The sequence below is a fragment of the Streptomyces sp. IMTB 2501 genome, from assembly GCF_001953885.1.
In the GTDB taxonomy this organism is placed as follows: Bacteria; Actinomycetota; Actinomycetes; order Streptomycetales; family Streptomycetaceae; genus Streptomyces.
Genome location: NZ_MQUS01000002.1, coordinates 30,087 through 51,562 on the forward strand (window position 1 = coordinate 30,087; position 21,476 = coordinate 51,562).

Sequence of the window (21,476 nt, forward strand, 5' to 3'; positions counted from 1 at the left end):
GCTTGCCGGTATCCGCGTGACCCCTGGCCGGATCCGCAGTTGGTCAGCCCATGAAGAAGCGCAGCATGCTCGCCATCGCCACCCTGGCCACCGGATTCGTCGTGGCCGCCGTCACCCCATCCCACGCGGCGGACAAGAGCCCCACCGGGATGTCCCTGGACGGTCTCGACGTTTCGAAGGCCCTCGACTCGACCGGAGGCCACCCGGTCACCCTGGACAGCTTCGGCTACGACGACACCGGCAACAGGGAGAAGTAGCTCCGACGGCTCGTGGCGCAGGTGCCGGTGTCCCCGCCTCAGGGGCACCGGCATCGCCCTTCCGGCGCCCTCACCGGGGCGGGGTTTCCGTGGCAGGGTGAAGCGGGCAAGCCTCAGGGGGCCAACAGAAGAGGGGGAGTCCGTGACCGTCGTCTGGATCAACGGCGCGTTCGGTGCGGGGAAGACCACCACCGCACGGGAACTGATCGAACTGATCCCGAACAGCACGCTCTTCGACCCCGAGGTCATCGGCGGAGGGCTCACGCAGCTGCTGCCGGCCAAGCGCCTCGCCGAGGTCGGCGACTTCCAGGACCTGCCGATCTGGCGCCGACTCGTGGTCGACACGGCGGCCGCGCTCCTCGCCGAGCTGGGCGGGACCCTCGTGGTGCCCATGACCCTGCTCCGCCAGGAGTACCGCGACGAGATCTTCGGCGGCCTCGCCGCCCGCAGGATTCCGGTGCACCATCTGCTGCTCGCTCCGGCTGAAACGATCCTGCGCGAGCGGATAGCCGGGCGGGAGATCCCGCCGGACCTGCCCGACGGCGAGATACGCCAGCGGCAGTGGGCCTACGACCACATCGAGCCGTACCGCGCCGCCCTCGCCTCCTGGCTCACCGCCGACGCCCATCTCGTGGACACCAGCGCCCTCACGCCGTACGCCACCGCCGTCCGCATCGCCGACGCCGTGGGCAGCGGTGCCGTGCCCCCCTGTGACATCGTGCAGACCCCCGAGCCGACCGCCGAGACCCTCGCCGCCGGCGTGCTGCTGTTCGACGAGCACGACCGGGTGCTGCTCGTGGACCCCACCTACAAGCCCGGCTGGGAGTTCCCCGGCGGAGTGGTGGAACGTGGCGAGGCACCGGCCCGCGCCGGAATGCGCGAGGTCGCAGAGGAGATCGGAATACGGCTGAGAGAGGTGCCCCGCCTGCTCGTCGTCGACTGGGAACGGCCGGTGCCGCCCGGGTTCGGCGGGCTGCGGCTGCTGTTCGACGGCGGCCGGCTGGAGTCCGGCGAGGCGTCCCGGGTTGTGCTGCCCGGCCCGGAACTGCGCGCCTGGCGCTTCGCCACCGAGCAGGAGGCCGCCGGCATGCTGCCACCGGTCCGCTACGAGCGCCTGCGCTGGGCCCTGCGGGCCCGCGAGCGGGGAACCGCCCTGTATCTGGAGGCCGGGGTACCGGTCGGCTGATCGGTCCGGGATGCGCCCTCCGGCGGCGGCTGGATACGTGCCCTTTGCTCAGCCGAGTCTTCCGGCGTGCGCGAGGAGACGGTGGCTGAAGGCCGCGCCGCATGCTCAGCCGGGTCGCCCGCACACGGCGGCCGGCCGTGGCCGGAAGACGTCCCCCGTGCTCAGCGAGTACTCGCCGCCTTGCGCAGCGCGGCGGCCGCGCCGCCTACCACCGCGTCTCCGTGGCCGAAGCACGCGACGTCCGCGTCCAGCTCGGCCAACCGGTCGAGCGAAGCGCGGAGTTGGGCTCCGTCGAGGTTGAACACGCCCGGGATCACCGTGCCGTCGACCGGAGAGGCCGCCACCGTGTCCCCGGTGAACAGCACGCTCTGCGCGGGCAGGAACAGGGCGATGCTGCCGTCCGTGTGCCCGGGCACGTGGACGACGCGGGCGCCGCCGCCGAAGTCCAGGACATCGCCGTCGGACACGGTGGTGACCGCGGCCGGCGGCACCGGTGTGCCCGCGGGCAGGTGCCGCGCCGCCGCCGCGTGGACCGGTAGCTCCCACTCCTCGAAACGCGGTGGCGGGCCGGGGAGTTCACCACGGATGAACGGCGTGTCCAGTTCGTGTGCCAGCACCTCGGCACCGCTGAGTGCGGCGAACTCGCCCGCGCCGCCCACGTGGTCCTCGTGGAAGTGGGTCAGCACGATCCGCCCCACGTCCCCGGGCACGTACCCCATGCCCCTGACCAAGTCGGCGATCGCACGGCTGGCGCCGGTCGTGCCCGCGTCGATCAGTGTCAACGCGTCGTCATCGCGCCAGAGATAGGCCTGGCCCACGGGGAAACGGAGGAGGTGCAGACGGGGGAGCAGTTCGATGACGTCCATGCCCCGACCGTAGGCAGCGCCCCCACCCGTGGGCGAGGGCGCTCTGCCGTCGGCAGAAGGGCTCAGCCCGCGGCGTAGTTGCGCAGGAACAGCGCCTCGGCGACCGAGAGGCGTTCCAGTTCCTCGGGGGACACGCTCTCGTCGACCGCGTGGATCTGCGCCTCCGGCTCGCTCAGACCGATGAGCAGGATCTCGGCCTGCGGGTAGAGGCCGGCGAGGGTGTTGCACAGCGGGATGGAGCCGCCCTGCCCGGCGTACTGCATGGTCTCGCCGGGGTAGGCGACCGCCATCGCGTCGGCCATCGCCTGGTACGCCGGGCTGGAGGGGTCGGCGCGGAAGGGCTGGCCCTGCCCGATCTGCTCGCTGGTGACCCGGGCACCCCAGGGGGTGTGCGCCTCGACGTGCGCCTGGAGCAGCTTGGTCGCCTCCGCGGCGTCCACGCCCGGCGGCACCCGCAGGCTGATCAGGGCGCGGGCGCTCGACTGCACGGACGGGGTGGCGCCGATGACCGGCGGGCAGTCGATGCCGAGCACGGTGACCGCCGGGCGGGCCCAGATCCGGTCGGCGACCGAGCCGTCACCGATCAGCTCCACGCCGTCCAGCACCCTGGCGTCCGAACGGAACTGCTCCTCGGTGTACTCCAGGCCGTCCCACGCCGCCGTCGCGTCGAGCCCGTCGACCGTGGTCGAACCGTCCTCGGCGCGCAGCGAGTCCAGCACACGGATCAGCGCGGCCAGCGCGTCCGGGGCGGCGCCGCCGAACTGGCCGGAGTGCAGATTGCCCGCGAGCGTGTCGACGGCCACCCGGACCAGGGTCATGCCGCGCAGGGTGGTGGTCACCGTCGGCAGGCCGACGCGGAAGTTACCCGCGTCGCCGATCACGATGGTGTCCGCGGCCAGCAGCTCCGGGTGCTGCTCGGCGTACCGCTCCAGGCCGCCCGTGCCCTGCTCCTCCGAGCCCTCGACGATCACCTTGACGTGCACCGGGACGCCGCCGTTCGCCTTCAGGGCGCGCAGCGCGAGCAGGTGCATGAGGACGCCGCCCTTGCAGTCGGCGCTCCCGCGGCCGTACCAGCGGCCGTCGCGCTCGGTCAGCTCGAACGGCGGGGTGGTCCAGCCCGCCTCGTCCAGCGGCGGCTGCACGTCGTAGTGCGCGTAGAGGAGAACCGTTTTAGCCCCCTCGGGGCCCGGCAGGTAGCCGTAGACGGACTGGGTGCCGTCAGGGGTGTCCAGCAGGGCCACGTCGGCGAAACCCTCGGCGCGCAGGGCGTCGGCGATCCAACGCGCGGCGGCCTCGCTCTCGCTCTTCGGGAACTGCGCGAAGTCCGCCACCGACTTGAAGGCGACCAGTTCGGCCAGCTCCGCCTGGGCCCGTGGCAGCAGAGAGGCGACGGTCTCGGCGACCGGATTCGACGACATGGGCACGCTCCTCGTGGGTGCGACGTTGTACGGGGTGATACCCCCGATACTCCCACAGTGGCCTGCGACGACGGCCGCCGTAGGATGCGAGGGACACTACGGCAGCGGCTGGATCGGAGCAGTAGACCATCGTGAGCGGCGAGAACTCTTCGGCGGACGACGTGCAGCGGGTGTGGGACGTCGTCGTGGTGGGCGCGGGACCCGCGGGGGCCTCGGCCGCCTATGCGGCCGCGGTCGCGGGACGGCGTGTGCTGTTGCTGGAGAAAGCCGAGTTGCCCCGCTACAAGACCTGCGGCGGCGGCATCATCGGCCCCTCGCGCGATGCGCTGCCCCCCGGCTTCGAGCTGCCCTTCCGCGACCGGGTGCACGCGGTCACGTTCTCGCACAACGGCCGCTTCACCCGCACGCGCCGCTCCAAGCAGATGCTGTTCGGGCTGATCAACCGGCCCGAGTTCGACCAGCAGCTGGTCGAGCACGCCCAGAAGGCGGGCGCCGAGCTGCGTACGGGCGTCACGGTCCAGCGGGTCGAGCAGCACGGCTCGGCGGTCCCCGACCGGCGCACGGTCGCCCTCGTCCTGCAGGGCGGCGAGACGGTGCTGGCCCGCGCGGTCGTCGGCGCCGACGGCAGCGCCAGCCGTATAGGGGCGCATGTCGGTGTGAAGCCGGCCCAGGTGGACCTCGGCCTGGAGGCGGAGATCCCGGTCCCGGAGTCGGTCGCCGAGGACTGGAAGGGACGGGTCCTCATCGACTGGGGCCCGATGCCGGGCAGTTACGGCTGGGTGTTCCCGAAGGGCGACACGCTGACGGTCGGCGTGATCTCCGCACGCGGTGAAGGCGCCGCCACCAAGCGGTACTTGGAGGACTTCATCGCCCGCCTCGGCCTGTCCGGCTTCGAGCCCGCCATCTCCTCCGGTCATCTCACCCGCTGCCGCGCGGATGACTCCCCGCTGTCCCGGGGCCGGGTGCTGGTCTGCGGTGACGCGGCCGGGCTGCTGGAGCCGTGGACGCGTGAGGGCATCTCCTTCGCGCTGCGCTCGGGCCGGCTCGCGGGGGAGTGGGCGGTCCGCATCGCCGAGGCGCACGACGCGGTGGACACCCGCCGCCAGGCCCTGAACTACGCGTTCGCGATCAAGGCCGGGCTCGGCGTCGAGATGAGCGTCGGCAAGCGCCTGCTGACCGTGTTCGAGAAGCGTCCCGGCCTCTTCCACGCTGCCCTCACCGGCTTCCGCCCGGCATGGAAGGCGTTCCGGGACATCACACAGGGCTCGACCTCGCTGGGCGAGATCGTCCGCTCCCGCCCGATCGCCCAGCGCGCCCTGACCGCGCTGGACCGGGGGCAGGCCGTCCCGGCGGAGGAACCCGTCAGTCCTTGACCGGTCCGTCCATGACGGTTCGGTCCATGACGGTTCAGTCCGTGACGGTGATCCGGAAGACCGGGTGGTCGCCGGCGCAGGCGGTGATCTCCTCGTCGGAGGACTTGGCGGTCACCCCGTCGAAGTACTGGTTGACCTCCCAGCCCCACTTCTCCAGGTAGGTCCGCAGCACGGGGAGCTTCTCGGCGTCGGGAAGCTCCACCGCGGTGAAGGTGCGCACCTTGCGTCCGACACGCAGTTCGCCGCCGCCGGCAACCCGCATGTTCCGCACCCACTGCGAGTGGCCGCGCGCCGAGACCAGGTACTGCCCACCGTCGAAGGAGTGCGGGTTGACCGGGATGCGCTGCATCTGACCGCTCTTGCGGCCCCGCACGGACATCTCCGCGGAGCCCGCGAGGCTCAGACCGTGCCGGGCGAGCCAGCCGATGACGCTGTTCAGCCGGACGTTCATCGGGCTGCCCTTGAGGTAGTACGGCGAAGAAGAAGACGACGACATGGTGACCCCCACACTTTGGGAGAGCGGTGCTCTCGCTCGACTCCAGTGTGGGGCAGGCCGGCCCGAGAATGCAAGAGCGATGCTCTCCCTTGTGTGCACCGCTCTCGTTCGTGGCAGACTGCTGGTATGAGCACCCCACAGGGCGCCCGTGCACGGGCCAGGATCGAAGTCACCGCCGCCATCAAGGAAGCGGCCCGCAGACAGCTGGCAGAGGAAGGCGCGGCGAAGCTCTCGCTGCGGGCCGTCGCCCGCGAGCTGGGCATGGTCTCCTCGGCCCTGTACCGCTACTTCCCCAGTCGCGACGAGCTGCTGACCGCCCTGATCATCGATGCCTACGACTCCCTCGGCGAGGCCGCGGAGAAGGCCCGCGACGCAGGTTCAGGGGCAGCTCCGGTGGACCGCTGGACGGCCGTGTGCGAGGCGGTGCGCGGCTGGGCGCTCGCGCATCCCCACGAGTACGCCCTGATCTACGGCTCGCCCGTGCCCGGCTACTCCGCCCCCGAGACCACGATCAGGGCCGCGGCCCGGGTCGGACTGGTCCTCATCGGCATCGTGCGCGACGCCCACGAGGGCCCCGGCCTCGCTGACCTGCCCCTGCCCGCCGAACTCCGGCCCGAGGGCGAGCGCATGGTTGCCGCGTTCGCCCCCGACCTGCCTCCCGAGGTGGCCGTGGCGCTGGTGGCGGCCTGGGCGCAGCTGTTCGGGCTGGTGGGTTTCGAGCTGTTCGGCCAGTTCAACAACGTGGTGGACGACCGGGAGACGTTCTTCCGCCACGCGGTGACGGGGCTGGCGCACAGCGTGGGCCTGAGGTAGACGCGGGGCGCGCGGTGCACTCGGCCCCTCCTGGGCGTCGTACTTCCCGGGGAGTACGAGTGATCACCTCGTCCGGCTGACGCCGTCGTGTGACGCAGGCGTCTAGCGTGGCGGTCATGGAAGAGCAGCGCGCCCCCTCGCACGGGTGGCGGTACGGGCCTCCGTGGCGCGGCGTCCCGGACGACGACGCGGCGGAGCCGCCCCGCGCCCGCCGCCTGCCCTGGCGCTCGACCGTGCTGCTCACCGCGTTCGTCCTGATCGGCACCAACTTCGCCGCGCACAGCCAGCCCCTCCGCGTGCCGCTCGACCCGTACGCGCGCGTGCTGCTGCTCGCCGCCTCGGTCCTGCTGCTGTGGCGGCACCGGTACCCGGTGGCTGTGGCCTTCGGCACCACCACGGTGACCCTCGGCTACCTGGCCGCGGGCTACCCCTACGGGCCGGTCCTCCTGACCGTCGTCGTCGGCTGCTTCAGCGCCGTCGTCGCCGGGCACCGGTGGGCCGCCTGGGCCTCCCTCGGCCTGCTGTGGGCCGGGCACACCCTGATCACCCTCTGGCTCTACCGCTGGCTGCCGCCCTCGGGGGACAAGGGCGCGGGCCTCACCCAGGAGATCGTCGTCGCCACCTGGGTGCTGGCCATCGTCGCCCTGTCCGAACTGGCCCGGATACGGCGCGAACAGTGGGCTCGGGAGCGCGCCGAGCGGGCACAGGCGGCGCGGCGCCGCGCAGACGAGGAACGGCTGCGGATCGCCCGCGAGTTGCATGACGTCCTCGCGCACAGCATCTCTGTCATCAACGTCCAGGCCGGCATGGGGCTCGCGCTGCTCGACAGCGATCCCGAGCAGGCGCGGGCCGCGCTCACCACCATCAAGGCCGCCAGCAAGGAGGCGCTCGGCGAGGTACGCCAGGTCCTGGACACCCTGCGCACGTCCGGCGCCGCACCGCGCGCCCCCGCCCCCGGCCTGGACCGGCTGCCGGAGCTGGTGGAGCAGGCGGCCGCGGCCGGACTGACCGTGCAGATCGAGGGCGAGCCACCGCAGTTGCCGCCCGGTGCCGACCTCGCCGCCTTCCGTATCGTGCAGGAGGCCCTGACCAACGTCGTACGGCACTCCGGATCACGGCACGCGCGCGTGCGGTTCACCCACGACGGCGACGCGCTGCGGCTGCGCATCGACGACGACGGGCCGGCCACCGGCGCCGATGCCGGGGGCAGCGGGAACGGGCTGGCCGGCATGCGGGAGCGGGCGGCCGCGCTCGGTGGCACCATCGAGGCGGGCCCGCGCTCCGACGGCGGTTTCCGGGTGGTCGCCGTACTGCCGTCGCACCTCAGGGAGGACCAGTGATCCGCGTACTGCTCGCCGACGACCAGTCGTTGGTGCGGGCCGGTTTCAGGGCGTTGCTCGACGCGCAGCCGGACATCGAGGTGGCCGGAGAGGCTGCCGACGGCGGTGAGGCACTGCGCCTGGTGCGCGAACTGCGGCCGGACGTCGTCCTGATGGACATCCGTATGCCCCTGCTGGACGGGCTCGCCGCGACCCGGCGTATCACCGGCGACGCGGAGCTGCAGGACGTGAAGGTGGTCATGCTCACCACCTTCGAGCTGGACGAGTACGTCTTCGAGGCGATCCGCTCCGGCGCCTCCGGCTTCCTGGTCAAGGACACCGAGCCGGACGAACTCCTGCGCGCTGTACGGGCGGTGGTGCAGGGTGACGCGCTGCTCTCGCCGGGCGTCACCCGCCGGCTGATCGCCGAGTTCGCGGCGCGCTCCAAGGAACCCGCGGCGGCGGACGCCCTCGGCCGGCTCACCGAGCGGGAGCGGGAAGTGATGGCGCTGGTCGGCATCGGCCTGTCCAACGAGGAGATCGCCCGCCGGCTGGTGGTCAGCCCGCTCACGGCCAAGACCCATGTGAGCCGCACGATGGTGAAGCTGGGCGCCCGGGACCGCGCCCAACTCGTCGTGCTGGCCTACGAGTCGGGGTTGGTACGGCCCGGCTGGCTGGGCTGAGCGGCCTGCCGGAAGCGCACCAGCACACTGACCACCCGGACCACGAACACGATCGGTGCCACCACCATGCCGAGCCGCAGCAGGGTCCTGGACAGCGGATGCGGCAGATCGAAGAGGAGCGCGGGCCCGGCCACGGCTCCGAACAGCACCGCCGCCGCGAAGGTCGCGCTCACCAGGGCATAACCGATCTCCACTGTCGCCGCGTCCTGCTGAGCTCTGGTACGGCGTCCCCCGGATGCGTACATTCCCCCAGCTTCACAGAAGCGCGCCCGGCGGAGCAACAAGCCCCGCCGGGCGCACACTCGGAGGCTTCCCCCGTAGGGCCTGGCCTGCGGATCCTGTCGCAGACGCGACGCCCGGCACGCCCTCTCCCACTGCCTCAAGGGCGCGGGGGCACCCCCAGCCGTCGTGGTCGTCGGTTGTCGACGCGCTGAAGAGGCGCCGCCGATGTCCTGCGACCTGATCCGCCGGACAGGCCCTGGTGCCCCGACCTAGTGCCCCAACAGGCGACGTTCGCCCCGTCGCGACGCCCGGCCCGCCCTCTCGCACCGGCCGAAAGCCCACGTACGCCCAGCCCATGGGGTACGGCCTCCGGCCGGCACACCGAGAGCACGCACCGGACACCGCTCCTTGACGGGCAGACGTTGCCTGCCGGGGCACTAGTCACGGACCGCCACGCGCTCCGCTTCCGCCTCCTTCACGGTGGACCTGGCGACGACGACGGACGGCTGGGTGCGACGGCCGCGCAGGCCGGTGAGGGTGATCAGCAGGCCGGTCGCCGCGATGCCCGTGACGACCATGAAGCCCGGCCGGTAGCTGTCGAGCACGGCCTGCGGGGTGGCGTGCGCGGGAGCGCCGGCCGTCACCACGGCCGTGACCACCGCCAGGAAGATCGCCCCGCCCACCTGCACCGAGGTGTTGAGCAGCCCGGACACCATGCCCTGCTCGTGGTCCTCGACCCCGTTGGTGGCCTGGATGTTGAGCGACGGGAAGACCAGCGCGCACGCCGCGCCGATCAGCAGCATGGACGGCAGGATCACGGCCGCGTACACGGGGTCCAGATCGACACGCAGGAACAGCGCGTACCCGAGGACCATGAAGGCGAAGCCGGTCGCGATCAGCCGGGGTGTGCCGAACCGGTCGACGATCGCGCCGACTTTGGTGGAGGACACCGCCACCAGCGCGCCCGCCGGGAGGAACGCGAGCGCTGTGTGCAGCGCCGACCAGCCGAGCAGGGACTGCATGTACAGCGTCGTCAGGAACTGGAAGCCGACGTACGAGCCGAAGAAGGCGATCGCGCCGAACTGGGCGCGGACCTGACTGCCGGAGCGCAGCACGCCGAGCCGGATCAGTGGACTCGGCGAGCGCCGCTCGACCAGGACGAACGCGGTCAGCAGCGCCGCGGCGGCGACGAAGGACAGCAGGGTGCGGGCCGAGGCCCAGCCGGCCTCGGGGGCCTGGACGACGGTGAAGACCAGCAGCAGCATCGAGGCGGTACCGAGGACGGCGCCGGGGATGTCGTAGCCGTCGTGGCTCTCCTCGCGGGCGCTGCGCGGCAGCAGCCGCAGGCCTGCGAGAAGCGCGACCAGCGCGATCGGCGCGGGCAGCAGCATGGTGAAGCGCCAGCTGGCCTCGGTGAGCAGGCCCGAGAGCACCAGGCCCATGGAGAAGCCGGTGGCCGCGCAGGTCGTGTAGATGGAGAGCGCGCGGTTGCGCAGCGGGCCCTCCGGGAACGTCGTGGTGATGATCGACAGGCCGGCCGGCGCCGTGAAGGCCGCGCTCAGGCCCTTGATGAAGCGGCTGGCGATCAGCAGCGGACCCGAGTCCACGAGCCCGCCGAGCAGCGAGGCGAGCGCGAAGACCCCGAGGGCGACGAGGAACACCTGACGCCGGCCGAGCAGGTCGGCGGTGCGGCCGCCGAGGAGGAGCAGGCCGCCGTAGCCCAGGATGTAGCCGCTGACGATCCATTGCAGCGTCGACGTGGACAGGTGCAGGTCCGAGCCGATGGACGGCAGCGCGACGCCGACCATCGACACGTCCAGCGCGTCCAGGAACATCGCCGCGCAGAGCACCAGCAGGGTGCCCCACAGCCGGGGGGTCCAGCGAACCGCCGGGGACGGGGGCGCGGAGGGGTTGAGCGGAGAGGTCATACCGAGGAGACTACATGCGCATGCATTGGATGCAAACTCATTTAATTCCGATGCAATAATCCTGCTTCTCTGCTACGGTGCGCCCATGGCGTCGAACAGGGCCGAGCAGGCGCTCGTGGAGCAGTGGCGGGACATCCTCGCGCTGCATGCCCGCACCCAGTGCGAGCTGGACCGTGAGCTGCACGGACACGGCCTGTGCGCCAGTGACTTCGAGGTCCTCGACCTCCTCGCCGAGGGTGCGGTGGCGGACGGTGGCTGCGCCTTCCGCGTGCAGGAGATCTCCGAGCGCGTCCACCTCAGTCAGAGCGCGCTGTCCCGGTTGATCGGCCGTCTGGAGAAGGACGGCCTGGTCGAGCGCGCCATGTGCGCCGAGGACCGGCGCGGGGTGCGGGTGGCGCTCACGGCGAAGGGGCGCGCGCTGCACGGCGAGGTGCGGCCCGTGCAGCGCGCGGTGCTGGCCCGGATGCTGGCCGACGCCGACTGACCGGGTGTCAGAGTGTCAGATGGCGCTCTTCTCCTGCCACAGTGCGGCGAGGGGGCGGTCGCCGGACACGCTCGGCACGGGCCTTCGGTTCCACAGGGCGAGATACAACTCCTCGGCGGGACCGGACAGTTCGGCCTCGGCCTCCCCGCCCTCCTCCCGTACGGTCACCGGCGGCTCGGCCGTGAGCCGTACGGTCCACACCGCGTCCGCCCCCGCGTTCAGTGCGCGCACCCGCAGCACCCGCGGCTCCTCCGTACGCAGGCGGCTCCTGGAGCGGGCGTGGAAGCCACGCAGCAGTTCGTCGATGCCGTCCACTGCGAAGTCCGGCGCGACCGGGGATGCCGTACCGCCGCGTGCCGCCTCCGCGTCGTAGCGGTGGACGGTCGTCTCGTGTGCCTGCCTGCGGGCCCAGAACGCCAGCGGGCTGGGCGCCGGAAGGAAGGCCCAGCACTCCACGTCGGCGGGTGCGGCGGCCAGGGTGTCGACCAGCAGGCGGTGACTGTCCCGGTACCAGTCCACCAGCTCGGCGCCGTTCAGGTCCGGCGCGTCGTCCAGGGGGCGCGGCGCGGTGAGTCCGTCGGCGACGAAGCCGGCGGCCCAGCGGTGCACCGCGCCGATGTGCCGCAGCAGGTCCCGCACCTGCCACTCCGGGCAGGTGGGCACCTTGTTGTCGGTCCCCGCGGCTTCGGCGGCCGCGGCGAGCAGCCGGCCCTCGCGGTCCAGGGTCTGAAGGAAGTCGGCAGTGTCCATGGGGGTGAGTCTGCCGGATGGAGTGCGGACTAAGGTGCGCCCTGTCCGGGGCAACTGCCCATTGTCCGCCGTGTGGTCACCCCGATGACCGCGGCGACGGCGGCCAGCGCCGCCACGCTGGTGAGTGCGGCCGGCAGGGAGAACCAGTCGGCCATGAACCCGATCGCGGGCGGTCCGAGGAGCATGCCGCCGTAGCCCAGGGTCGAAGCCACGGCCACGCCGGACGGGCCGGTCAGTGAGCCGGCCCGCTCCACGGCGACGGGGAAGAGGTTGGCGAGCCCGAGCCCGGTGACGGCGAAGCCGGTCAGCGCGGCCCACACGGAGGGCGCCAGTGAACCGAGCAGCATGCCCGCCGCCGCGACGGTGCCGCCGGCGATCACCGTACGGGCCCGGCCGAGCCGTTCCAGGAGGGTCGTGCCGGTCGCCCGGCCCACGGTCATGGCCAGCGCGAAACACGAGTACCCGGCCGCCGCCACGCCGGACGACGCCGCGAGGTCCTGCTGGAGATGGAGCGCGCCCCAGTCGGCCATCGCGCCCTCGCCGTAGGCGGTGCACAGCGCGATCAGCCCGAAGACGGCGACCAGCCCGCGGCCGCCGGTCCGCCGCGGTGTGCCGCGGTCCGCCTCCATGGGCGAGGACACGGGCAGGCCGCCGGGCGCGGGTGGCTCCTGTCGCAGCAGGGTGCGTCCGGCGACGGCCGTGACGAGCAGCCCGATCAGGGTGAGGCCGAACAGATGCCGGGTGGGGGAGAGCGCGCCGGCGACCACCCCGCCGAGGCCGGCACCGATCATGCCGCCGAGGCTGAACGCGGCATGGAACGTGGGCATGACCGGCCGCCGCAACGCGGTCACCAGATCGACGGCGGCGCTGTTGAAGGCGACGTTGATACCGCCGTAGGCGGCGCCGAAGACGAGGAGCACGGCGCCGAGGGCGGGCGCGGAGTGGGTGAGCGGGGGCAGGCTGACGCTGAGGGAGAGCGCCACCGCGCACACCACCGTGACCGGATGGCTGCCGTAGCGACGGCAGAGCCGCCCGATGAGGGTCATGGTGACGACGGCACCGGCGGAGACACCGAGCAGGGCCAGCCCCAGATCGCTGGCGGAGGCGTCGGTCTGCTGCTTGATCGCGGGGATCCGGACCACCCAGCCCGCGAAGATGAAGCCGTCCAGGGCGAAGAAGGCGGTGAGCGCGATGCGGAGGCGGGTGAGTTCACGGCCGGCGTCCGGCACGACACTGTGCGATCGGAGTTTGTTTATTTGCGGCACAAATTCAGGCTAGGCGGGGATGTGCGGGTGGGGCAAGGGAATGGGGCCGGGGTGAGGCAGCTCCCCGCCGTCACCGCATCGGCGACATCGGTCCTCGCCCGTCCGATGGGCTGGTTCCGGACGTTCAATGACCGGGGTCCGTGTGTGTGCGGGTTGGCCGATATGGTCATGACCTGCGCCGACTTGTACGCTTCCGGGACGGCGAGGGTGTCAATACGGCGTGACGCGTGTCCTGTTCGGGTGGCACCGAGGCGCACATGCCCGGTCTGCGGCGGGAAACAGCTTGGTTAATGCTTGTTCACGAGCTGGTTGCCGACGGGTGAGCGGGCCATGATGGCCCCATGACGTTGGCCTCGCGCGCGCTCGCGCAACTGGCGACCTGGCCCGATCTGAGTCAGGCGGTCCCGAGCTGCGGCCTGGGACAGGCAGTGAGTTCGGCCCAGGGCGAGATCGCCCACTTCCACTCGGACCGCGATGTCGACCTGCGGCTGACCAACCGCGCCATCAGGCGGTTCGCCAAGGACTTCAGGGACTCGGGTGCGATCAGGGTCGTGCCCGGCTCGCAGTGGGTGACCATCCGCCTTGACGCCGCGAGCGACGTCGACCTGCTGCTGACCCTGGTGAGCGTGGCGCTGCAGGCCCAACAGTCCTGGCCCGACCCGCTCGACAGGCCACCGACCGGCTGCAACGACCAGCGTGGCGCGGGGTTCGTGAAGACCGACCTCAGCCGTATCTGAGCCGGGCGTCCGCGACGACCGCGACGGCCGACCCGGGCCGTCTCGAAGCCGGGCGTCTGCTACGAGACCGGGTGCCGGCCGTGTCCGTGCCGGCCTCCCGTCACACCGCGAGGACCCGGACGCCCGCCTCCTCGAAGCGGCGTACCGTCTCCTGCCCCACCGCCGTGTCCGTCACGAGCGTGTCCACCAGCTCCGCCCCGCAGATGCGGGCGAACGCCCGCTGGCCCAGCTTGCTGGAGTCGGCGGCGACCACCACCCGCTCGGCGCGCTGGCACAGCAGCCGGTTGATCGCGGCCTCCGCCTCGTCGTGGGCGGCCGCGCCATGCGTGACGTCGAACGCGACGACACCGAGCACGGCCACGTCGAGCGTGATCTGTCCGAGCACCCCGTCCGCGAGCGGACCGATGAGTTCGTACGACTGCGGGCGCGCCACCCCGCCCGTCACCACGATCTTGAACTGGGGCCGTACGGCCAGCTCGTTGGCGATGTTGAGGGCGTTGGTGACAACGGTCAGCGCGGGTGAACCGGTGGACAGATCGCCGCGCACGGCCAGCGCGCGGGCCACCTCCGTGGTGGTCGTACCGCCGGTCAGCCCCACCGCCTCCCCGGGGGCGACGAGTTTGGCCACGGCCTTGGCGATGCGCTGCTTCTCCGAGGCGCGCCGGGCCGTCTTGTAGCGCAGCGGGAGTTCGTACGACACCCCGTGCACCACCGCTCCGCCCCGGGTGCGCACCAGCATCTGCTGCTCGGCGAGCTGGTCGAAGTCCCGGCGGATCGTCGCCGCCGACACCTCCAGCTCCGCCGCCGCCTCCTCGACCTCCAGCCGGCCGCGCTCGACGAGCAGTTCCAGCAGCGCCTTCCAGCGGGCGTCCCGGGACATCCGCACCTCCGCTTTCCGACCGTTCCGCGGTCGTTTCCCGGTCGCTCGCCGACCGCTCTCCGATTCCTCGGCGACCCTAACGCACCCACTCTGCGCTCAAATGCTTGATTGTGCTCGAAAGCTCGCTATATCTTGCAGGAACAATCATCCAGGGAAGGTGTGGGCATGACCCATGTCGAGGACGAGCTGAACAGCCAGCCGGAGTGCTGGATGCGGGCGGCCGAAGCGGCGGGACGGCACCGGGACGCGCTGCCGGAGCCCGGGGAGCGGGTCGCGATCGTGGGGTGCGGGACCTCGTACTTCATGGCACAGGCCGTGGCCGGTCTGCGGGAGGGCGCCGGCCAGGGTGAGACCGACGCGTTCGCGGCCTCCGAGTTCCCGTACGGGCGCGCGTACGACCGGGTCGTCGCCCTCACCCGCTCCGGTACGACGACCGAAGTACTGGAACTGCTGGAGGAGTTGAAGGGACGGACCCGCACCACGGCCGTCACCGCCGACCCCGGCACACCCGTCATGTCCGCAGCCGACGACCTCGTGGTGCTGGACTTCGCCGACGAACGCTCCGTCGTCCAGACCCGGTTCGCCACCACCACCCTCACCCTCCTGCGCGCCCATCTCGGCCTGCACACCGACTCCGTCGTCGCCGACGCGCGCACGGCCCTCTCCTCTTCTCTTCCCGAAGGGCTGGTCGCCTGCACCCAGTTCACCTTCCTCGGGCGCGGCTGGACCGTCGGGCTCGCCAACGAGGCCGGGCTGAAGATGCGCGAGGCCTCGCTGTCCTGGACCGAGGCCTATCCGGCGATGGAATACCGGCACGGCCCGATCAGCGTCACCACCGAGGGCACGGCCACCTGGATGCTCGGCGCGGCACCCGACGGGCTCGCCCAGCAGGTGCGCGCGACCGGCGGGTTGTGGATCGACGGCGGGCTCGACCCGCTCGCCGAACTCGTCCGGGTCCAGCGGCTCGCGGTCGCCGTCGCCGCCGCCCGTGGACTCGACCCCGATCAGCCGCGCCACCTCACCCGCTCCGTGATCCTCGCCTCCTAGGCCCACGCTCCGGAAGGACACCTCCCGTGCCCCTCGCGTCCACCGGCGAGCTGGTCACCGCAGCCGCCGACACCAGATCCGCCGTCGCCGCGTTCAACGTCATCACCCTGGAACACGTCGAGGCCGTCATCGCCGGCGCCGAGTCGGCCGGTTCGCCCGTCGTCCTCCAGGTCAGCGAGAACGCCGTCAAGTTCCGCTACGGCCGGCTGCTGCCGCTGGCCCGCGCGGCCGTAGCCGCCGCCGAACGCGCCACCGTACCCGTCGGGTTGCACCTGGACCATGTGCAGAGCGACAGTCTGCTGCGCCAGGCTCTCGACGCCGGGTTCAGCTCGGTGATGTACGACGCGGCCCGGCTGCCGTACGCCGACAACCTCACCGCGACCCGGGCCGCCGCCGACTGGGCCCACTCCCAAGGGCTGTGGATCGAGGCCGAGTTGGGCCAGGTCGGCGGCAAGGACGGCAGACCCCCACTGGACGCCCACGCGCCCGGCGCCCGCACCGACCCGGACCAGGCGCGCGACTTCGTGGCCGGCACCGGCGTCGACGCGCTCGCCGTCGCCGTCGGCAGTGTGCACGCGATGACCACCCGCACCGCCACCCTCGACCACGGCCTGCTCAAACGCCTGTCCGCCGCACTGCCCGTCCCGCTCGTCCTGCACGGCTCCTCCGGCGTGCCGGACGACGCACTGGTCGAGGCGGTCGCCGGCGGCATCGCCAAGGTCAACGTCGGCACGGCTCTCAACATGGCCATGACCGGCGCGATCCGGGACTTCCTCGCCGCCCATCCGGAGGCCGTCGACTCGCGCAAGTACCTCAGCGTGGGCCGGGAGGCGATGGCCCACGAGGTGCGACGGATCATCGGGGTACTGTCCGGGACGGCTTAGGGCCGTGGGGGCACTCCCTGCGGCGTTGCCGTCGGTCGCCGACGCGCCCTCACGCTCGACTTCTCGCGCGGGGGCCCCGTCGCCGCCGCCCTGCCGACCCGATCGGCCGGACAGGCCCTAGTCCTTCTTGACGGCCCTCAGGACCACGAACTTCGGGTCACTCGCGACCAGTTCGCTGTTCCCGAACAGCCGCCGCAGCTTCACGTGATAGCCCAGGTGCCGGTTGCCGATCACCCACAGCTCACCGCCCGGCCGCAGCGCCCGCTTCGCACCGGTGAACATCCGCCAGGCCGTCGCGTCCGTCGTCGCCTGGTGGGAGTGGAACGGCGGGTTGTTCAGGACCACGTCCACGCTGCCGGGGGCGACCCCGGCCAGCCCGTCGCCGACCCGGAACTCGGCATGCCCGGGTACCCCGTTGGCCTTGTACGTCGCCTCCGCCGAGGCCACCGCCTGGAAGGACTCGTCCACGAACAGCACCTCGGCCGACGGATCCGCCAGCGCCACCGCCGTACCGACGACGCCGTTGCCGCACCCGAGGTCCACCACGCGGCCCGCGCCCGGCCCGGGCAGGTGGCGGAGGAAGAACCGGGTGCCGATGTCGAGCCGGTCGGCACAGAACACGCCCGCGTGGTTGACGACCGTGCGCCCGGAGACCGCCCCGATCCCGTCCGGGAGCGCGTAGCTGTACGGCCACGGGTTCGCCGGCCGCTCCAGCGCCTGGTCCGGGGTGCAGAAGATCAGCCGGGCCTTCTGCCGCGCCAGTGAGGTGCGAGTCGGGCCGAGGATCCGCTCGAACAGCTCCAGCGTGGAGGTGTGGATCTCCTTCACCATCCCGGTGCCGACGACCACCGTACCCGCGTGCACGGCGGGCGCCAGCCGCAGCAACTGGTCCTCCAGCAGCGCCAGGCTCTTCGGCACCCGCACCAGCAGCACGTCCACCCGCTCCGGCGGCGGATCCTGGGTGGTCAGCAGCCGCACGGCGCCGGGCTCGACGCCGGCCCGCGCCAGATTCGCGCGGGTAGCCTCCTGGCTCAGGAAGGAGTCGGTGAGCTGGGTCGGGCGGTGCGCCGAGAGCGCCGTGACCAGCGCGCCCCAGCGGTCCCCGAGCACCACGACCGCACCCGTGAGCGGCACCCCCTCCTCGGCCAGATGGCGCAGCAGGTACGCGTCGGAGGCGTCCCAGGCACGCAGCCGGTCGCGCGGGTCCTCGGGGAAGCGGGCCAGCTCGACCTCGCCCCACGGTGTCGTCATACGGTCGCTCATCGTGCCTCCCAGGCTAGCGGAGCCGCAGCTCAGCGGGGGTGGGGCGGGCCTGCGGCACTATGGAGCGTATGGACGCGGAGCTGTTTCCCCGGGAGCGCGTGGAGGTCGCGCCGGGCGCCGTGCACGTCCCGGACTGGCTGGACGCCGGCCGGCAGCGCGACCTGCTCGCCGCCTGCCGCGCGTGGGCGCGGCCACCGGCCGGCCTGCGCACGGTCCGCACCCCGGGCGGCGGCACGATGACCGCCCGGCAGGTCTGCCTGGGCTGGCACTGGTACCCGTACGCCTACGCCCGCACCGTTGTCGACGGCGACGGCGCCCCCGTGAAGCCGTTCCCGGACTGGCTCGGCGAGCTGGGCCGCCGCGCCGCCGAAGCCGCACTGGGCCCGCAGCAGCCGTACACGTACGACATCGCACTGATCAACTTCTACGACGGCGACGCCCGCATGGGCATGCACCGCGACAGCGACGAGCGGGCGGACGCGCCGGTGGTCTCCCTCAGCCTCGGCGACACCTGCGTCTTCCGCTTCGGCAACACCGAGACGCGCACCAAGCCGTACACCGACGTGGAGCTGCGCAGCGGTGACCTGTTCGTCTTCGGCGGGCCCTCCCGGCTCGCCCACCACGGCGTGCCGCGCGTGCACCCGGGCACGGCCCCGCCCGGCCTGAGCCTCGCCGGACGCCTGAACATCACCCTGCGGGTCAGCGGCCGGTAACCGACGCCGCAGGCCACCACGGTTGCGGATCATGGGAGACTCGCCCTCATGAGCGGCAAGGCGGAGCCCCGGACAGCGGGGGAGAGGACCACCAGAGCGCGGCTGGACCGAGGGCGCGGCGCCCTCGGACCCGCACTGGAGCTGGTGCACACCGGGCGGGCGCCGACCCGCGCCGTACTCACCGCGGAACTCGGCGTCACCCGGGCGACCGCGGGCGCGGTGGCCGCCGAGCTGGAGGCGCTCGGGCTGATCCGGGTGGACGCCCGGCCGGCCGCCGCGGCCGGCTCCCAGGGCCGGCCCTCGCACCGCCTGGAGGTCGCCGAGAACGGCCCGGTGGCGCTCGCCGCGCAGGTCCACGCCGACGGTTTCCGGGCGGCCCTGGTCGGCCTCGGCGGGCGGATCGTGGCGACCTCGCCCGGCTGCGAGACCGTCGACGCCGACCCGGCGAAGGTGCTCGGCTCGGTCGTCGAGGCGGGCGCGGAACTGCTGCGCACGACCGGCCGCCGCTGCGTCGGCGCCGGACTCGCCGTACCGTCCGCCGTGGCCGAACCCGACGGCCTGGCCCTCAACCCGCTGCACCTGGCCTGGCCCGTCGGTGCCCCCGTCCGGCAGATCTTCGCCGAGTGCGTGCGCGCGGCCGGCATCACGGGACCGGCCTTCGCGGGCAACGACGTCAACCTCGCCGCGCTCGCCGAGCACCGGCACGGCGCCGGCCGCGGCGCCCGGGACCTGCTGTGCGTGGCCACCGGACACCGGGGCGTCGGCGGCGCCCTGGTGCTGGACGGCCGCCTGCACACCGGCAGTTCGGGCCTCGCCCTGGAGGTCGGCCATCTCACCGTGAACCCGGAGGGCCGGCCCTGCTACTGCGGCAGCCGGGGGTGTCTGGACGTCGAGGCCGACCCGCTGGCCCTGCTGGTCGAGGCCGGCCGCGAGCCGGGTCCCGAGGTGTCCCTGCTCCAGCAGGCCAACGACCTGCTGCGCACCCAGTACGCCGACCCGGCCGTCCGCCGGGCCGCCGAGGCTCTCATCGACCGCCTGGGCCTGGGCCTGGCCGGCCTGGTCAACATCCTCAACCCCGACCGCATCATCCTCGGCGGCCTGCACCGCACCCTTCTGGACGCCGACCCCGACCGGCTGCGCGCCGTCGTCGCCGACCGCAGCCTGTGGGGTCAGAGCGGCGGAGTACCGATCCTGCCCTGCACCCTCGACCACAACAGCCTCGTCGGAGCGGCCGAACTGGCCTGGCAGCCGGTCCTGGACGATCCGCTGGCGGCTCTGCGGTGACCGCTCCGGCCGTGGAGATCCTGCCCGCCGGGCGCATCCGCCTGGTCGAGACGGTGCTCCCGGAGCTCTCGGGGCGGCACCGCGCCGCGATGGACCGCGTGTGGGAGGAGGCGGTACACGCCAACCCGGCCCTGTTCGACGGACCGGTGGCCGCGGTGACCGGACTGGCACGGGACGGAGCCGACGGCCTGGTGCTCTCCTGGGCCCGGACCACCTACCGGCACCGGGCCCTGCGCCAGGTGCCCGACGCTCCCGTGTACGGCTCCTTGTACGTGTCCGTGCTGCAGCCGGCCGACGACGGCCGTCTGCTGGTGGGCCGGATGGCGCCCTCCACCGCGGCACCGGGTCGCTGGCAGCTGCCCGGGGGGACCGTCGAACCGCCTGAGGACGGCGCGGAGTTGGACCTCGGGGCGCTGCGGGCACACGCGGCACGCGAACTCGCCGAGGAGATCGGCTCCGACACCCAGGCCGACGCCCTCACCCCATGGCTCACCGCCCGGGGCGGGCACGGCAACGTCGGCGTCATGTTCACCGCTCCGCCGCTCCCCGCGCGGGAGTTGTACGACCGATACGCGCAGCTGGTGCGGGCGGAGACCGCCGTCGGCAGCCAACCCGAGTTCACCCGCGTCGAGCTGATCGGCTCACCCGCCGATCTGGAGCGGCTCGAAGGGCCGCACGCCGGCCTTCTGCCGCTGCTGGTACGCCGTTACACCGGAACCTGAGCCGTCAGGCTCCACAGCGCCGCCACCAAGGGGCGCCGCAGATCCGCTCTGCGGACGCACAACCCGATCGGGAACCGCTCCGGCGCCGGATCCGCAGGGAGGACGGCCAGCCGGTCGCGGACCGCGCTGCTCTCCAGCACCAGCCGGGGCACCAGCCCCGTGCCGCAGCCGAGGGCGACCAGCGTCAACAGACCCTCGTGTCCGTCCGGTTCGCAGGCCACGTCCGGCAGCCGGCCACGGGTGCGGAACCAGCGGTCCGCCGCGTCGCGCACCAGCCCCCGGTGCGGCAGCACGAACGGGCCCGAGAGGCCCGGGTCCGGTCGGTCGCGGGCGGTCACCAGCACCAGATCGGTGACCGCGACCGTCCGGCTCACCAGGGGATCCGGCAACCGCGCCGGAACACCCGCCACGGCCACGTCCACCTCGCCCTCGTCCAGCCGGGCCAGCGCGGCCGCCGCGTCGCCGGTGCGCAGATCCAGGCGCACCTGGGGATGTGCGGCACGGAACGGCGCCAGCAGGTCCGGCAGCAGCGCCTGGCACGCGGTCACCGTGGCGAACACCGCCAGCTGGCCGGTGAGTTCGGCGGGATCCGGGTGCTCCTCGCGGTATGCGCGCCACAACTCCAGTGCCTCGACGGCGTAATGGCGGAACCGATGGCCCTCGGCCGTCAGGGACACCCCGCGCGGTCCCCGGTCGAACAGCCGGTGCCCCAGCTCCGCCTCCAGCCGCTGCACGGTCCGGGTGAGCGTCGCCGGGCTGACATGGCAGTCCATGCTCGTCCGGCCGAAGTTCAGCGACTGCGCGAGATGGAGGAAAAGCCGTAGTTCCCGATGGTCGTCCCGCACCCGCTGACCTCTATCTTTCAGCTAGCGCAACGCTCCGCTGC

The 21,476-nt window shown here is 72.7% G+C and carries 23 protein-coding genes; 13 read left to right on the forward strand and 10 right to left on the reverse strand.

Annotation, left to right across the window (positions count from 1 at the left end; genetic code table 11):
• Positions 1-50 precede the first annotated feature (50 nt).
• Both AV521_RS04300 and AV521_RS04305 read left to right on the forward strand, forming a co-directional pair.
• Entirely contained in the window at positions 51-257 is a 207-nt protein-coding gene (locus AV521_RS04300) for a hypothetical protein (protein WP_256725431.1), read from the forward strand.
• 142 nt (positions 258-399) lie between these two features.
• The gene (locus AV521_RS04305) at positions 400-1,443 is read left to right on the forward strand and encodes an NUDIX hydrolase (RefSeq protein WP_076083664.1); all 1,044 of its coding nucleotides are present in this window, start codon (positions 400-402) and stop codon (positions 1,441-1,443) included.
• 161 nt (positions 1,444-1,604) lie between these two features.
• Here AV521_RS04305 and AV521_RS04310 read toward each other — a convergent pair whose 3' ends face one another.
• Together AV521_RS04310 and AV521_RS04315 are read right to left on the reverse strand one after the other, a co-directional pair.
• Complete coding sequence (locus AV521_RS04310) at positions 1,605-2,309, reverse strand: MBL fold metallo-hydrolase (RefSeq protein WP_076083667.1); 705 nt, start codon at positions 2,307-2,309, stop codon at positions 1,605-1,607.
• Positions 2,310-2,371: 62 nt separating this feature from the next.
• On the reverse strand, positions 2,372-3,727 hold the full coding sequence (locus AV521_RS04315; protein WP_076083670.1) for a dipeptidase: 1,356 nt from the start codon (positions 3,725-3,727) through the stop codon (positions 2,372-2,374).
• A 131-nt stretch (positions 3,728-3,858) separates the two neighbouring features.
• Here AV521_RS04315 and AV521_RS04320 point away from each other — a divergent pair, with 131 nt between their 5' ends.
• Positions 3,859-5,100, forward strand: a complete 1,242-nt coding sequence (locus AV521_RS04320; RefSeq protein WP_076083673.1) for a geranylgeranyl reductase family protein — start codon at positions 3,859-3,861, stop codon at positions 5,098-5,100.
• A 34-nt stretch (positions 5,101-5,134) separates the two neighbouring features.
• Here AV521_RS04320 and AV521_RS04325 read toward each other — a convergent pair whose 3' ends face one another.
• The gene (locus tag AV521_RS04325; protein WP_076084665.1) at positions 5,135-5,596 is read right to left on the reverse strand and encodes a nitroreductase family deazaflavin-dependent oxidoreductase; all 462 of its coding nucleotides are present in this window, start codon (positions 5,594-5,596) and stop codon (positions 5,135-5,137) included.
• Positions 5,597-5,722: 126 nt separating this feature from the next.
• Here AV521_RS04325 and AV521_RS04330 point away from each other — a divergent pair, with 126 nt between their 5' ends.
• The 3 genes from AV521_RS04330 (at position 5,723) to AV521_RS04340 (ending at position 8,411) form a co-directional block, all read left to right on the forward strand.
• Positions 5,723-6,409 (forward strand): TetR/AcrR family transcriptional regulator, encoded by a 687-nt coding sequence (locus AV521_RS04330; protein ID WP_076083676.1) that lies wholly within the window; start codon positions 5,723-5,725, stop codon positions 6,407-6,409.
• Positions 6,410-6,525: 116 nt separating this feature from the next.
• Positions 6,526-7,749 carry a sensor histidine kinase gene (locus AV521_RS04335; protein WP_107480810.1) on the forward strand — a complete coding sequence of 408 codons (1,224 nt, stop codon included), beginning with the start codon at positions 6,526-6,528 and terminating at the stop codon, positions 7,747-7,749.
• Complete coding sequence (locus tag AV521_RS04340) at positions 7,746-8,411, forward strand: response regulator transcription factor (protein ID WP_076083682.1); 666 nt, start codon at positions 7,746-7,748, stop codon at positions 8,409-8,411. The genes AV521_RS04335 and AV521_RS04340 overlap by 4 nt, the downstream gene beginning before the upstream one ends.
• Here the strand turns inward: AV521_RS04340 and AV521_RS04345 are convergent.
• Complete coding sequence (locus tag AV521_RS04345) at positions 8,372-8,656, reverse strand: DUF6332 family protein (protein ID WP_076083685.1); 285 nt, start codon at positions 8,654-8,656, stop codon at positions 8,372-8,374. The two genes, AV521_RS04340 and AV521_RS04345, sit on opposite strands and share 40 nt — an antisense overlap.
• 414 nt (positions 8,657-9,070) lie before the next feature.
• On the reverse strand, positions 9,071-10,561 hold the full coding sequence (locus AV521_RS04350) for an MFS transporter (protein ID WP_076083688.1): 1,491 nt from the start codon (positions 10,559-10,561) through the stop codon (positions 9,071-9,073).
• Positions 10,562-10,646: 85 nt separating this feature from the next.
• On the opposite strand from AV521_RS04350, the gene AV521_RS04355 reads away from it, so the two are divergent.
• Positions 10,647-11,045: a MarR family winged helix-turn-helix transcriptional regulator gene (locus AV521_RS04355; protein WP_076083691.1), complete on the forward strand. Its 399-nt coding sequence runs from the start codon at positions 10,647-10,649 to the stop codon at positions 11,043-11,045.
• A 15-nt stretch (positions 11,046-11,060) separates the two neighbouring features.
• Here the strand turns inward: AV521_RS04355 and AV521_RS04360 are convergent, their stop codons facing one another.
• Together AV521_RS04360 and AV521_RS04365 are read right to left on the reverse strand one after the other, a co-directional pair.
• The gene (locus tag AV521_RS04360) at positions 11,061-11,795 is read right to left on the reverse strand and encodes a maleylpyruvate isomerase family mycothiol-dependent enzyme (RefSeq protein WP_076083694.1); all 735 of its coding nucleotides are present in this window, start codon (positions 11,793-11,795) and stop codon (positions 11,061-11,063) included.
• Positions 11,796-11,824: 29 nt separating this feature from the next.
• The gene (locus tag AV521_RS04365; protein ID WP_076083697.1) at positions 11,825-13,024 is read right to left on the reverse strand and encodes an MFS transporter; all 1,200 of its coding nucleotides are present in this window, start codon (positions 13,022-13,024) and stop codon (positions 11,825-11,827) included.
• Between the two features lie 377 nt (positions 13,025-13,401).
• On the opposite strand from AV521_RS04365, the gene AV521_RS04370 reads away from it, so the two are divergent.
• Positions 13,402-13,797, forward strand: coding sequence for a luciferase family protein (locus tag AV521_RS04370; RefSeq protein WP_179022835.1), 396 nt, complete (start codon positions 13,402-13,404; stop codon positions 13,795-13,797).
• Between the two features lie 100 nt (positions 13,798-13,897).
• Here the strand turns inward: AV521_RS04370 and AV521_RS04375 are convergent, their stop codons facing one another.
• Positions 13,898-14,677 carry a DeoR/GlpR family DNA-binding transcription regulator gene (locus AV521_RS04375; RefSeq protein ID WP_076083700.1) on the reverse strand — a complete coding sequence of 260 codons (780 nt, stop codon included), beginning with the start codon at positions 14,675-14,677 and terminating at the stop codon, positions 13,898-13,900.
• Between the two features lie 165 nt (positions 14,678-14,842).
• Here AV521_RS04375 and AV521_RS04380 point away from each other — a divergent pair, with 165 nt between their 5' ends.
• Complete coding sequence (locus AV521_RS04380) at positions 14,843-15,724, forward strand: SIS domain-containing protein (RefSeq protein ID WP_076083703.1); 882 nt, start codon at positions 14,843-14,845, stop codon at positions 15,722-15,724.
• A gap of 26 nt (positions 15,725-15,750) precedes the next feature.
• Complete coding sequence (locus tag AV521_RS04385) at positions 15,751-16,608, forward strand: class II fructose-bisphosphate aldolase (protein ID WP_076083706.1); 858 nt, start codon at positions 15,751-15,753, stop codon at positions 16,606-16,608.
• Positions 16,609-16,725: 117 nt separating this feature from the next.
• Here AV521_RS04385 and AV521_RS04390 read toward each other — a convergent pair whose 3' ends face one another.
• A complete protein-coding gene (locus AV521_RS04390) occupies positions 16,726-17,859 on the reverse strand; it encodes a methyltransferase (protein ID WP_076083709.1) in 1,134 nt (377 codons plus the stop codon).
• Between the two features lie 80 nt (positions 17,860-17,939).
• Between AV521_RS04390 and AV521_RS04395 the strand changes: the two genes are divergently transcribed.
• From AV521_RS04395 to AV521_RS04405, 3 genes are read left to right on the forward strand one after another with little or no spacing between them, the layout of a single operon-like run.
• On the forward strand, positions 17,940-18,584 hold the full coding sequence (locus AV521_RS04395) for an alpha-ketoglutarate-dependent dioxygenase AlkB (RefSeq protein ID WP_076083712.1): 645 nt from the start codon (positions 17,940-17,942) through the stop codon (positions 18,582-18,584).
• A gap of 48 nt (positions 18,585-18,632) precedes the next feature.
• Positions 18,633-19,868 (forward strand): ROK family protein, encoded by a 1,236-nt coding sequence (locus tag AV521_RS04400; RefSeq protein WP_076083715.1) that lies wholly within the window; start codon positions 18,633-18,635, stop codon positions 19,866-19,868.
• The gene (locus AV521_RS04405) at positions 19,865-20,590 is read left to right on the forward strand and encodes an NUDIX hydrolase (RefSeq protein ID WP_076083718.1); all 726 of its coding nucleotides are present in this window, start codon (positions 19,865-19,867) and stop codon (positions 20,588-20,590) included. The genes AV521_RS04400 and AV521_RS04405 overlap by 4 nt, the downstream gene beginning before the upstream one ends.
• Here AV521_RS04405 and ilvY read toward each other — a convergent pair.
• The gene (gene ilvY / locus AV521_RS04410; protein ID WP_076083721.1) at positions 20,575-21,435 is read right to left on the reverse strand and encodes an HTH-type transcriptional activator IlvY; all 861 of its coding nucleotides are present in this window, start codon (positions 21,433-21,435) and stop codon (positions 20,575-20,577) included. The two genes, AV521_RS04405 and ilvY, sit on opposite strands and share 16 nt — an antisense overlap.
• Between the last annotated feature and the right edge of the window lie 41 nt (positions 21,436-21,476).

Excerpts from the sequence above, each read along its gene's own strand:
- AV521_RS04300 (WP_256725431.1), top strand. The coding sequence starts at position 51 with ATGAAGAAGCGCAGCATGCTCGCCATCGCCACCCTGGCCACCGGATTC.
- AV521_RS04310 (WP_076083667.1), bottom strand. The coding sequence starts at position 2,309 with ATGGACGTCATCGAACTGCTCCCCCGTCTGCACCTCCTCCGTTTCCCC.
- AV521_RS04315 (WP_076083670.1), bottom strand. The coding sequence starts at position 3,727 with ATGTCGTCGAATCCGGTCGCCGAGACCGTCGCCTCTCTGCTGCCACGG.
- AV521_RS04325 (WP_076084665.1), bottom strand. The coding sequence starts at position 5,596 with ATGTCGTCGTCTTCTTCTTCGCCGTACTACCTCAAGGGCAGCCCGATG.
- AV521_RS04330 (WP_076083676.1), top strand. The coding sequence starts at position 5,723 with ATGAGCACCCCACAGGGCGCCCGTGCACGGGCCAGGATCGAAGTCACC.
- AV521_RS04335 (WP_107480810.1), top strand. The coding sequence starts at position 6,526 with ATGGAAGAGCAGCGCGCCCCCTCGCACGGGTGGCGGTACGGGCCTCCG.
- AV521_RS04345 (WP_076083685.1), bottom strand. The coding sequence starts at position 8,656 with ATGTACGCATCCGGGGGACGCCGTACCAGAGCTCAGCAGGACGCGGCG.
- AV521_RS04350 (WP_076083688.1), bottom strand. The coding sequence starts at position 10,561 with ATGACCTCTCCGCTCAACCCCTCCGCGCCCCCGTCCCCGGCGGTTCGC.
- AV521_RS04355 (WP_076083691.1), top strand. The coding sequence starts at position 10,647 with ATGGCGTCGAACAGGGCCGAGCAGGCGCTCGTGGAGCAGTGGCGGGAC.
- AV521_RS04360 (WP_076083694.1), bottom strand. The coding sequence starts at position 11,795 with ATGGACACTGCCGACTTCCTTCAGACCCTGGACCGCGAGGGCCGGCTG.
- AV521_RS04370 (WP_179022835.1), top strand. The coding sequence starts at position 13,402 with ATGACGTTGGCCTCGCGCGCGCTCGCGCAACTGGCGACCTGGCCCGAT.
- AV521_RS04375 (WP_076083700.1), bottom strand. The coding sequence starts at position 14,677 with ATGTCCCGGGACGCCCGCTGGAAGGCGCTGCTGGAACTGCTCGTCGAG.
- AV521_RS04380 (WP_076083703.1), top strand. The coding sequence starts at position 14,843 with ATGACCCATGTCGAGGACGAGCTGAACAGCCAGCCGGAGTGCTGGATG.
- AV521_RS04390 (WP_076083709.1), bottom strand. The coding sequence starts at position 17,859 with ATGACGACACCGTGGGGCGAGGTCGAGCTGGCCCGCTTCCCCGAGGAC.
- AV521_RS04395 (WP_076083712.1), top strand. The coding sequence starts at position 17,940 with ATGGACGCGGAGCTGTTTCCCCGGGAGCGCGTGGAGGTCGCGCCGGGC.
- AV521_RS04400 (WP_076083715.1), top strand. The coding sequence starts at position 18,633 with ATGAGCGGCAAGGCGGAGCCCCGGACAGCGGGGGAGAGGACCACCAGA.